This is a genomic window from Salinimonas marina (genome assembly GCF_015644725.1).
Lineage (GTDB): Bacteria > Pseudomonadota > Gammaproteobacteria > Enterobacterales > Alteromonadaceae > Alteromonas.
Window position 1 is genome coordinate 2793472 of the sequence record NZ_CP064795.1, and the last position, 12259, is coordinate 2805730.

9 protein-coding genes and 2 pseudogenes are annotated in these 12259 nt (G+C 47.1%); all 11 read right to left on the reverse strand.

The window, feature by feature from the left end; all coding sequences use genetic code 11:
• The 11 genes and pseudogenes from IT774_RS12465 to flgK all read right to left on the reverse strand — a co-directional run bounded on the left by IT774_RS12465 (position 1) and on the right by flgK (position 12237).
• Entirely contained in the window at positions 1-321 is a 321-nt protein-coding gene (locus tag IT774_RS12465) for a hypothetical protein (RefSeq protein ID WP_195810053.1), read from the reverse strand.
• Positions 318-746, reverse strand: a complete 429-nt coding sequence (gene fliS, locus IT774_RS12470) for a flagellar export chaperone FliS (protein ID WP_195810054.1) — start codon at positions 744-746, stop codon at positions 318-320. The genes IT774_RS12465 and fliS overlap by 4 nt, the downstream gene beginning before the upstream one ends.
• A gap of 17 nt (positions 747-763) precedes the next feature.
• A pseudogene (fliD, locus tag IT774_RS12475) lies at positions 764-2214 on the reverse strand (flagellar filament capping protein FliD).
• 11 nt (positions 2215-2225) lie between these two features.
• A complete protein-coding gene (locus IT774_RS12480) occupies positions 2226-2654 on the reverse strand; it encodes a flagellar protein FlaG (protein WP_195810055.1) in 429 nt (142 codons plus the stop codon).
• 83 nt (positions 2655-2737) lie between these two features.
• Positions 2738-3562, reverse strand: a complete 825-nt coding sequence (locus IT774_RS12485) for a flagellin N-terminal helical domain-containing protein (protein ID WP_195810056.1) — start codon at positions 3560-3562, stop codon at positions 2738-2740.
• A gap of 334 nt (positions 3563-3896) precedes the next feature.
• On the reverse strand, positions 3897-5468 hold the full coding sequence (locus IT774_RS12490; protein WP_195810057.1) for a glycosyltransferase family protein: 1572 nt from the start codon (positions 5466-5468) through the stop codon (positions 3897-3899).
• Positions 5469-5841: 373 nt separating this feature from the next.
• Positions 5842-6675 (reverse strand): flagellin domain-containing protein, encoded by an 834-nt coding sequence (locus tag IT774_RS12495; protein WP_195810058.1) that lies wholly within the window; start codon positions 6673-6675, stop codon positions 5842-5844.
• A gap of 861 nt (positions 6676-7536) precedes the next feature.
• On the reverse strand, positions 7537-8373 hold the full coding sequence (locus tag IT774_RS12505) for a flagellin N-terminal helical domain-containing protein (protein WP_195810060.1): 837 nt from the start codon (positions 8371-8373) through the stop codon (positions 7537-7539).
• Between the two features lie 571 nt (positions 8374-8944).
• Positions 8945-9559, reverse strand: a complete 615-nt coding sequence (locus tag IT774_RS17910) for a hypothetical protein (protein ID WP_332308846.1) — start codon at positions 9557-9559, stop codon at positions 8945-8947.
• On the reverse strand, positions 9534-10166 hold the full coding sequence (flgL, locus tag IT774_RS17915; RefSeq protein ID WP_332308847.1) for a flagellar hook-associated protein FlgL: 633 nt from the start codon (positions 10164-10166) through the stop codon (positions 9534-9536). Before flgL ends, IT774_RS17910 begins: the two co-directional genes overlap by 26 nt.
• Positions 10167-10172: 6 nt before the next feature.
• Positions 10173-12237: pseudogene (gene flgK, locus IT774_RS12515) on the reverse strand (flagellar hook-associated protein FlgK).
• Positions 12238-12259: the final 22 nt, after the last annotated feature.

Consider the following 12259-nt stretch of genomic DNA (forward strand, 5'->3'; position numbering starts at 1 on the left):
TTATTTGTACTTTTTTATAGCACTCTGGCTTTTGATAAAGTGACTTATATCGTTCTTAGCAGAGTTTAGCAAGCTCTGGGCCAGTTCATTCAACTGATTATTGACGCTCAGTTCATTTTGAGCAAATTGTCGACGTGAGGACTCGTCGAGGGAAGATAAATGTTGGGAAATGAGGCTGTCGCGCTGTCGAACAAGTTGAAGCATTCGTTCAAAACGTACTTCGTCTTCTACCTCAGAATCTGCCAACAACGCCTCAAGCTTTTCATTAAGATGCGCCAGCGCTGTTGGAGTATGATTATGATTTAACTGCAGAGCTATCACACTGCTTGACGTTTTTCACGTTGCGCGGCGTAAGCTTCCTGTTTTGCCGCTTCAGGAATTTGAACCCAGGCATCACGAATAGGAGTTAGTAAACTAATCACCTCATCCAGCATGCTTAAATCATTGCGCACGTGGCCTTCACTGATTTTTTCAATCATATAATCGTAAAGGGCGAACATATTTTGCGCTACTTCGCCGCCAACATCTAAATCGAGCGTGTCGCGCAGGTTAATGAGTATGGCCGTAACCCGGGATAAAAACTCTGACTTCGCCACATAATCTTTACGTTCCATAGCGCCTTTGGCATAGGCTACACGGTCCAGGGCGCCTTGCATGAGCATCAGAGTCAGCTTATGAGGGTCTGCATTAGCAATATCTTCTTTCAGACTACCCTTGCGATAAGCATTAATACCTTTAAGTGCCATAAAAACTCCTAACTACCTTATCTTAATGAGGCCAGCAACGCAGAGCCAGTCTGATTAAGCTTGGCGACGGTCTGGTCTAAATTTAAATACTTGTCTCGTAATGTTTGCTCATAGCTCATCATTCGAAGCTCAAGAGTCTCGCGATCATCATATATTTCTTCACGATTGTCTTTAGCTGACTTTTCCCGCAGGCTGATAAGCCCGCTGGATGAAGAATACTGTTCTACAAAGTCAAATAAGCGGACCGCGATACCTTCGTTTTCATCAGTAAACAACGAAGAAATGTCGTCATAGGAATCTTCCAGTGCTTCTTTTAAACGATCTTCGCCTGAGCCCAGGCCAAAATCTGAGGAGCCGATCTCCATTTTGCCATCAGAATCAATTTCAATGCCCAGGCGAAACAATCCGCCCAAGGCCGAAGCGCCGACGCTATCACCGACAATACCTGCTAACCCGCTTTGGATTCCGCGCAGCAGCGAGTCTCCTGCCAGCGCACCATCATCTTCCAGATCCGATTCGCCATATTTTGTCAGCTTTTTAATTTCGTCGACAATACCGTTGTAATCGTCAACAAACTTACGAATTTTTTCTTCCAGCCCTTCTTTGTCAAAACCAATATTCAGGGTCGAGGCGATGGCTTTGCCTGCCGAGTCTAAGGGAGAGACTTCTTTGGCTTCAAATGACACATTCTGAATTGTATTATCGAATTTATTGGTCTCGCTTTCCACGATAATACCATCGATAGTGGCGCGGGCATTTTCTGCCGTTTTCACCGGGGTCAGATAACTGGCGGTTTCCGCTGAATCTGTGGTAGCAACCCGATTAAGATCCGCCAGATTGTTATCATTAACAATCGACAAATCATTACCAGTGCCGGTAATTTCGGAGGTGAAAACCAGTTTTGCCCCCCTGCCGCTGTACCGGTATCGATAATATTGGCATTGACACCAAAATTATCGGCATTGTCGTTGATGGCTTCTCGCAGCTGCGCCAGCGTCATGCCGGCGGTAACATTGACCGAAAAACTGTCACCGGTGCTGCCTACTTTGAACGTCAATGAGCCACTACCGGCATTCAACACGCTGTCATCGGAACCGGCAAATCCACCCGCTGCGGCATCTGCGGTTTCAATACGGCTTCCGGAGGCCATTTGCTCAACCGCCACCTTATAGATGCCCGGTAATGCCGAATTGGAGGCATCAGCCGTAAATATTTCTGTTTCTTCTTCCGGGTTGGTAATCGTGGGTTCACGCCCTCCCAAATCACGGTCGGTTTTCAGCTCCTTAACGGTATCGCGAAATTCCGACAGCTTAGATTTTATCTGGCCAAGGCCGGATATCTCCGCTTCTATCTTTTCTTCGCGTGCGTCCAGTCGGGCGGTTTTGGGCGTACGCTCTGCTTCAAGCAACTGCGTTACCAAATCATCCAGCGCCAGACCTGAGCCTACACCCAGTGATTGAATAGACATGATTTACCTCATCATACTTTGTTGTTAATCAACACCCCAACACTGCTGCCTATATCTTGCTGCAAATCTTTAATTCGCTCGGCAAGGCGCAGTACTTCTTCGGAAGGAATTTGCCGTATTACATCGCCAGATGCGCTGTCTTTTACCGTGACCACCGAGCGCTTTGTTTCTTCGTCGACGGAAAATGCAAGATTGCGATTTTGTATCTGTAAGAAGGATTCGATCTCCTCCACCGCGACATCAATATCCGCTTCCTGCGGTTTAGATAACTCTTTATCGACCAGATCTGCCGTTCCTTGAACATTTTGTCTGGCTTTTTGGCCAGATGATTCGTCGGTGTTAGCGGTACTGTCGGTAGTCGATTTTATAGGCGTTACCGAAATCGACTGTGCGTCACTTACAGCAAATTTCTGGCCACTTTGTACTGAGATGATATCCATGTTTATTCCCTCAAAGAAACAAAAAAGCAGACCCTGAAAAATCAGCGGTCTGCCTGGGTTGCTCTTAATGGTTTGGGTTTAACTTAACCCAATAGAGACAACGCGGTTTGCGGACGCTGATTTGCCTGACTTAACACCGAGACCGACGCCTGCTGGACAATCTGGTTACGGGTTAACTCTGCCGTTTCAGTGGCAAAATCAGTGTCACGGATTCGAGAACGTGCCGCTGACAGGTTTTCAGAGATATTGCTTAAGTTACGAATAGTCGACTGAAACCGGTTTTGCAAGGCACCCAGGTCAGCCCGGGCACTACCAATGGTTGAAATAGCCGCGTCAATTTTATTCAAAGCACTGCCGGCACCAGCTTCAGTACTGATATCAACTTTGCCCACACCCAAGCCACCAGCACTGAAGCCACCGCTATTTTTGATAGTCACATCAATAGTCTGTCCTGCTTCTGAACCGACCAGGAATTTAGCCGAAAAGCTTCCCGACAGCAGATCTACGCCCCCGAACTGGGTGTCAGAGGCTATGCGGGTTACCTCGGTTTTTAGCGCAGACACTTCTTTTTGCAACGCATTTCGATCGGCGCTGCTGTTTACCCCATTTTGCGATTGAACAGCAAGCTGTCGAATACGCTGTAAACCAGTGGTAACCTCAGACAACGCACCTTCGGAGGTTTGTGCTAACGAGATTGCATCGTTGGCATTACGTACTGCCTGATTCAAACCCTGAACCTGGGAGGTCAGACGATCTGAAATTTGCATGCCGGCGGCATCATCCGCCGCGCTGTTGATTCGAAAACCCGACGATAATCTTTCAAATGAAGTATTTAACTTCGAGCCCACATCAGACAACTGGCGCTGCGCATTCAATGCAGACACATTGGTATTTACATATAAAGACATTGTTTACCTCCTGGGGATCGGCGCATTTTACCGCCGCACCCGCTCCTTTCTTATTTTTAATTTCTGATTTGCGGGTCACTACTCCCGCAAATCGACCTCTTAATGGTGCGCTGAATCACTTCAACATTCACCAGTTAAATTACCCCTCAGCTAAAGGTATCGACCAAAGCTTTAGAACCTTTAGTTTAATTTTGACCTTTTTTTAAAAAATTTAATAAACTTCTGAAATTAAATATATTTTTTGATCTCTAAGCGTCATGTATTACACGCTGTTAGCCGAATTACAGACAAAAAAAAGCCTGACACATGCCAGGCTTTTTGCGCGGTTAAGTACTTACCGGGAATACGTTAAAGCAATCTTGCATAATCTGTTATACATACGCTCAACCTGGGCCCGTGCATTACTGTTTTGTGCGAAATACGATAATGTTTGGCGTAACACCTGTGCATAGTGCTCAGGGCTGCGATGCAAACAAATTTGTCGGAAATAATCCTCCCAGTCCTGCGCCCGCAGAGCGTTGGGAATCAAAGTGCTGACATGCCCATAGTTTAGTGTAACGATGGGCAGATCATTGATAATCGCGGTTTGGCCACTGGTGCCTCCGCCGTTTCGATGGGGATTTAGATACACATCACACATGGCACTAACCCCAGCCAGATCCTGATGAAACCCGATATTCAACAGACGTTTAGCAGATAGCAAATGGTCGCTGAAAATCTTATCTACCGATAACTGCGGGGTTCCGGCGAAGATTACTACCGCATCCGGTTGGGCTTCCAGTGTTTGTTCAATGACGTTAATAAACCCCGGAGTTAGCTCGGCACTTAAACGTGTCCCCACCACCAGGTAAAGCCACTGGGTTTCGTTCAATCCAAACTCTTCGCGTTTTAACGGTTGCTCAGCCTTGCCTTCGGGTGTGACCAACATACCTTCATACATGATTTCTCCGGTATGCTGGTATTGCCTGGCCTGGCTCAAAGTATGTTCATTTACCAAATCACCCGGGACAAAGTAGGCATCACAATGATGAAAAGGAACCACGACGCCGGTAGTAGCAAAAAGCGAAGGCAGTTTTTTATATAGCGCTTCCATCACCAGTAAGTTTTCGCCATGAGCAATCACCGCTTCAACCTTAAGTTTTGCGGCAGTATCCAAAATGCCTGCTATTTTTTGGGTGGTCATAAGCCCAGGCTCGAAGCTGATAATATTAACCTCTTCATGAAAGTCGAGATAATCGATGCGGGTGGTTTGTGCGCCTTTTAACTCGAGATTGGCATGATATTTACTAAAGCTAACCAGCTTTAGACTGTTGTTACCTTCATAGTGCATGGCGTTGGTGTTGAAAATATACACCTGACAACCATGATATCGTTTCAGGTGCAGGGCCAGGCTGAATGCTTCGCGGGTTGGTGAGTGGCGCATGTTCAGTAATTGAGGGCTGATGATGGCAATGGTTTTTGGCACCCGTCCGCAGGGGCTAAACTGCCCCAACCCGTTTTCGGCTAAAAATCCATTAAGATCCTGCCGGATATCGTCGAACTGCGCACGTAAGTAACGGTGGATTTTTGCTGATCCAACCGTACTGGTAAATACACGCTGGCTGATATTCCAGTACACCTCATAAAACAATGACAGGCTCAGTCGGGCCGGCAAAAAGTCCAATCCTCGCTCTAATAACCGAATGTCTTTTAAACAGTCATACAAAAAGAAATAAAGCGGCACCGGATTGTCAGGTGGCAAAGCTCGTTGAAGTAACTCGGAGGCAAATTTCTGCCGGGTAGCTTCATCGAATTTTTCTGTTTCGTGTTCGATGGTCGCCAGAATGTGTTTGTCGTTGTCAGAAATTTGACGATGACTGAAGATACTGTTTAGTGCCGATAGTATATTTTTTTGCAACGAATCCATGGAGGTAAAGTCCTTGAGGGAAAGCACTGTAGCCGTATTCCTTTATATCGGCCGATCATTATAATATCATTAATAAAGTAAAGCTCAGGATTGGCACTAGGATTGCTTTATAAAATTCGTGAAGAATAATAAAAATAAAAAAAGCCGGAGTAATATACTCCGGCCAATTTCTGCTCACGTTAGGAGATAGAGCAAAAAGCGTTTCAAGTCGGCTGGCAGGAAATATAGTAGAAAATAACTGGCCTCTCAACCACATCTTCTACACTCTCAGTCCTGTTAGTCGGCGTTTTATTTAAGGGGCGGTCGCGTATGACCGCCATCCTTTACCGGGCTGGCCTCTCAACTCCTTCCCAATTCTATTCTAGAAATCCTATTAACCACCTAATAAAGACAATGCCGCCTGTGGACGCTGGTTCGCCTGTGATAATACGGTGGTGCTTGCCTGTTGTAGAATCTGGTTGCGAGTCAGACTTGCTGTTTCCGTGGCAAAGTCGGTATCGCGAATTCGAGAACGGGCAGCGGATACATTTTCAGAAATGTTACTCAGATTCCGAATTGTCGACTGGAAGCGGTTTTGAATGGCACCCAGGTCGGCCCGTTTGGCATCAATTACCGAGATGGCCGCATCTATGGCTTTCATAGCCGCAGAGGCGCCTTTTTCTGTGGTGACATTCAACGTATCATCGCCACCGTTTAAGCCTTTGAAACTAAAGCCATCTGAACGTGACATATTAACACTGATGGTTTGGCCGGCATTTGCACCAATTAAGAACTTTGCCGAATACCCGCCCGACAGAATATCCACGCCCCCGAACTGGGTTGTATCTGCAATTCGTCCGATTTCAGCTTTAAGCGCAGACACTTCTTTTTGTAAAGCCAAACGATCAGATGATGAATTGATACCGTTTTGGGATTGTACCGCCAGCACCCGAATACGTTGTAAGGCAGTGGTAGACTCAGAAAGTGCACCCTCGGCGGTTTGTGCCAGTGAAATACCATCGTTAGCATTTCTAACGGCCTGGTCCAGACCCATAATTTGCGAGGTCATGCGGTCAGAAATTTGCAGACCGGCAGCATCGTCTTTAGCACTGTTGATCCGAAAACCTGATGATAAACGCTCAAATGCAGTGGACAAATCGTTGCCTGAATTGAACAACTGGCGCTGAGCATTCAAAGATGAAACATTGGTATTTACAAATAAACTCATGGGTTTCTCCTAACTAAATTTAAAAAGCGTCTATTATTTTTATTATTTACGCTTACGGCTTTATTTATCTTATTGGCACATTGTGTGCTTTATATGTCATGTCAGAGTTAAAATTCTGACACTCTTGCCGGCTTGCCGGTTCGAGTTATACACCGTGGCACACTACCCGGTGAACGCTGACTGCAGGTCTGTTGTTTCCAGACCTCATACCTCTCACTACCTCCTGGCTTCATTCCTGCCAGTCAGCATCCCTTTCTTCAGGCAAGACTCTCCCCTGCCAATAAATTCAGCATTTAGAGCGTCGTTGTATTAATGCCCCGAAAAGGCGTTGTGAGATTTACTGTTGCAGTAAACCTGCTGCGCGTGGCAGCCAGAAAATATTCAATCTCGAATGTCTTCTGTCGGAAGCTTAATCACACCGTGTAGCAGTGGTGCATCAGCTGGGTTGTTTGCCACTCATGTCTCTGGCGTTTTTCAGTATTACTGATTCGCCAGATAATGGTGCAATCTTTCCTAACGATTTCAATATTGCAGACATTGCTATTATTGTTTTATCTGCTTGCTGCGGTGCGTTTTTTATTATTAATGCAACCTGTTCAGCATTTCGGCCCGGGCTTGTTTTTGTTGTTCCCAGTGCCTTATGCTTAATGTATCGTCAGGGTATAGAAATACCTTTAGTCTTTTTTACGCTAATTTTTAAATTTTATATTTATCAGTAACTTAAATTTGGATTCAGGTATAAAAAAGACCGGAAGAACCGGTCTTTGAAAAGCTGTTGTACAACAGCCTTGGTTATTAACGTTGGCTGATACCCAAGTTCACTACCTCCTGGCCTCAAACCCGCGTGGTGTGGTCATCTGCTTAGCCTAACAGTGATAAGGCTGCCTGTGGCCGCTGATTCGCCTGCGACAACACAGTGGTGCTGGCCTGCTGGATAATCTGGTTACGGGTCAGGTTGGCTGTTTCAGTGGCAAAGTCCGTATCACGAATACGTGAACGGGCCGCTGATACATTCTCAGAAATGTTGCTCAGATTACGAATGGTTGACTGGAAACGGTTTTGCAGCGCACCCAAATCGGCACGGGCGCCACCGATGGCAGAGATAGCTTTATCTACATCAGCCAGTAATGCCGACGCTTTTGCTGCAGTAGCTACGCTACCATCTATACCAAGCCCTTTAGCACTAAAGCCATTTAAGCCATCGATATTTTTTGATTCCAGGTTCACCGAAATGGTTTGGCCCGCGTTGGCACCTACCAGGAATTTGGCTGAGAAGCTGCCGTTTAACAGGTCCGCGCCTCCAAACTCGGTGTCAGTAGAAATACGGGTGATCTCTGTTTTAAGGGCTGATACTTCTTTTTGAAGCGCGACCCGGTCGGCAGATGAGTTAATTCCATTTTGTGACTGTACCGCCAGCTGGCGGATACGCTGCAATGAATTGGTGGTTTCATCCAGCGCGCCTTCTGCGGTTTGCGATAATGAAATCGCATCATTCGCATTTCGAACGGCCTGATTCAAACCTTCAATTTGTGAGGTCATACGGTCAGAAATTTGCAGACCCGCAGCATCATCTTTAGCGCTGTTGATTCGAAATCCTGAAGATAACCGCTCAAAAGATGTGTTTAATGAGCTACTTACATTAGACAGCTGACGCTGGGCATTTAACGCAGACACATTGGTATTGACGAACATAGACATAAAGTCTCTCCTACACTCTCAGTCCAGCTGGTGCTGGCAAACCGGATTGGCACCGGCGATTTTTAAAATTAGTAGTCATCAAGCACCTGAGGGGTATTTGATTAACTGGCTCTCTCGGTATTCTTATCGACCCTTGGCCAGTTCCCTTTAGAAAAAAATCAACACTTGCCGGTTGGCGGCACCAATTTGCCGCCTATTGAGCACAGCAACGTATTATTTTATATACATTTTTTATGGCAATTTTTTTTGATGAAAATTTACTCAAAGACTGAATGAATTGCCGATAGGCCGGATAGTTAGGAAAAAGGATGCAGAATAAGATAAATCCACACTGATTTTTTGATGTGAAAAGCGCACCATGAAAATAAATTATTAAAGCATTAAAAATCAAAATCTTAATTATTTTTAGTGGGATTGTCAGGAAGATAGGAGAAGCATACAAAGGTGTTAGAATTTATACCCTAACAGTATTAGCAGGTTATATTGCAGAACAATAATGTCGGTGGTTGGGATTTGTTTTATTAAATAGAAACAGCGTCGCCAGCCTACTCGGTGATGCTGGCGGCCTGAATTACAGATAATTAAACAATGATAAATTAGTTACTTTTGAAAAGGTGGCCAGGGTGGCATTGAGCGCCGTTTCCTGCTTGGCAAATTCAGCCGAAGCCTGGGCGTAATCCGTATCTTCGATGGCAGAACGCGCACCTTTTGCTGCCAGCTCCAGATCCAGATTTGTTTCATATACTGACTCGGCAATATTTAACCGCCCGCCAATAGAAGAGCGTTCCAATGCAACTTTTTCCAGGCCGTTGTCTATTCCGCTCAGGGCATCACTCAGGGCATCGTCCAGGTCCTGCCCCGGCGTACTTTGCACCAGTATTCGAGAAAGATCGTGCAGGGTTTCAGGTAAGCTGGTTTTGGTGGGCGCATCTAAAGAAAACGAGACCGTATCTCCGGGGCTGCCTGCGAGTGTGAAGCTCATGCCTTTTACGGTAAAGGGCGTGTCAGCAGCATAATCCACTGTTTCCACCACCGTATTGGTGCCGGTGTTTGTCAGCCGAGCCTGACCACCAGCCAGAATTTCCAATTCGTAATTGTTATTGGCCGGCGTCAGAGCGTCGTAATTAGCTTTGCTGAACGCATCAAAGGCGGCTTGCTGATCAATCGTTGCGGCCGAAACGGTCACTCCGGGCTATTCCCCCCAGGGCAAAGGTTCGCCGGCCCTGCACATCAGCAAATAAATCCTGACCACTGGCAGTGCTTCTTACACTCACACTGTCAGACAGTTTAATTTTGTTTTCACCGCTGTCGCCATTAAAAATAACATTCTGGCCGCTACTGGCTTCATTTAAGCTAAAAGCAGGGGTTTGGGACTGATAACCAGCAAAGATATAGTCGCCATTGGCATCCTGTGAATTCATAAGGGCAATAACTTCATCACGAATTTGTCCAAGCTCAGTGCCAATCGCGCGGCGATCGGTTGGCGATAACGCGCCAGAGCCTGCCTGAACAATCAGCGTGCGGGCCCGGGTCACCGAGTTATTAATACCGTCAAGCACCGCTTCCTGCTGCCCCAGACCGTTTTTTAGCAGATCATTGTTACGCTGGTACTGGGTAAGCTTGTCCAGCTCTTCGGTCAGGCGCACCACTTTGGCGGCGCCAACCGGATCATCGGAGGGCCGGTTGATACGTTTGCCCGTCGACAATGCTTCCTGAGTTTTGGTCATCTCACGCTGATTATCCATAATCGAGCGAATGTTTTGATCATAAAGCTGACTGGTAGAAATACGCATAAACCGTTACCTGGCTGCCGATAATATTGTGTTAAATAATTCCTGCGCAGTACTGAGTATACGTGCTGCTGCAGCATAAGACTGCTGAAAACGCACCAGGTTCGCCGCCTCTTCGTCCAGGCTTACGCCGGATACCGAGTCAAACCAGTTTTGTGACTGCTCTTTCATTGCTTCGGCCGCTTGTAAGGAAACTGAAGCGCTGGCGGAGTTTTCCCCTACCCGGCCCACCATGGTCGAAAACGCATCATGCAATGAGCGCTTCGGGTTGGAAGACTGATTGCTTAATTGTACCAAATCGGCTTGTTGTAGCTCGGCCATTTTTATCGCGTTGGTATTATCGTCAATACCATTGGTATTGTAGACCAACTCAAAGGTATCGCCTGCCGCTGGCATCCCGCTCAGGCTCAGATCATACCCCGGATAATCTGCAGAATAAGCCGCTTGTTGTAGCAAATTACTGTAATCGCCATCGTTGATGGTGACAGTATTGAGCGTATTGCCGGCGCTATCGAGCACGTTAAAAGTATTTTGGGCAGTAAACTGCAGCTTTACCGGGGCCTCGCCGGGGGCGCCCGCCGGCGTGGCAAGCCCCTGATTACCATCAAAGGCCGACTGCCCTACTGCGGTATTTGTAATGGTGACCCCACTGACACTGGCATCCCCTAAATTATTACTACCCGGGTTGACCCGGACGGGCGCGGCAAAGGCTAAATCTTCGGGTCGGGTGGTGGCCAGACTCAAGTCAGAAGCGACGGTTTTGGTGGGCTGCAATAAAAACTCATCGTCAGTGGTGTAACCGCCACCGCTATCAAACTGTACCTCTACCCCCCCGGCAACTGGGTAAAATCACCCGCGATAATGCTGATACCGGATTGTTTAACCGGATTGCCGTTAACATCAGTATTTTTAGGCGTACCATCACTATTTAATGCGGTGACCGCAATCGACGTAGGATTACCTGAGCCATCCACCGACTCAATCTCTATTTTGTAATCGGCATCGGTGACTTCAGTGCCTTTGCCCGGGGTAAAGCGGGCATCCACCGCTGGCGGCGCGGCACCAGCAGAAGGGAAAGGTAAAGCGGTAAACTCCGGTAATGAAAACAGGTTGCCGCCCAGCTGCATGTCTAAGTCCATGCCCAGTTGGTTCTGGCTATTCATGGCATCGGCCATGGCCACCGCCATTTGTCCGACATCTCGCTGAACCGCCCCAAGCACCTCATCCCGGAAACGAAACAGACCACCCAGGCTCCCCCCAGTTTTTCCTCGGTAATACGTACCGAGGCCTGAGGTTGATTGTTTTGGACATTAAATGCCAGCTCCAGCTGTTTGGCATCGGTATCAGGCCCGCCGGACAGCTCGAATAAGTTAAAACCACCATTTTCCAGAACCAGCGACTCGCCTGAACTTAAATTGACCGCCTTGCTACCATTGTCATTGGTTCGCACTTCTACAGACACTAATTCAGCAAGCTTATTGATTGCTTTATCACGTTCATTTAGCAGCCCATTGGGTGCGCCCTGCGGATTGCCCTGATTAAGCAGAATCGTGCGGTTCAGCTCACCGATATTTTTGATCAGAGCGTTGGCTTCTTTTACCTGGGAGGTAAACTCAAGATTCAGATCTTCCTCAATGGACTCCATGTACTCAGACACCGTACTCATTCGACGAACTAATCCTTCGGCCTCACCGAGCACGGCGGCGCGCGAAGCCAGATTAGTCGGATCATCGGCAGCCGTTTGCACCGAACCAAAAAACTGGCTTAACCCATTGGCAATAGAATTCGCTTCGCTGGCCAGTAAATTATCGATAATGCCTGCTTTCTGACTGTAAGCCTCCATTTCACCCACGGCGGTGATATCGCGACGAAGCTGATTTTGGGCAAATACATCAATAACCCTCGATGTAGTACTTTCACCCACCCCGGACAACAACGTATTGCTGAACTCGGTGCGTTCCCGTACATAGCCCTCGGTATTAACATTGGCGATATTGTTACTGGTGGTTTGCAACAGTTTATTACTGGCATTCACCCCACTACTGGCAATTGAGAATAAATCTACGGTTCGCATAATCAGCTTATTCCTTTACGCA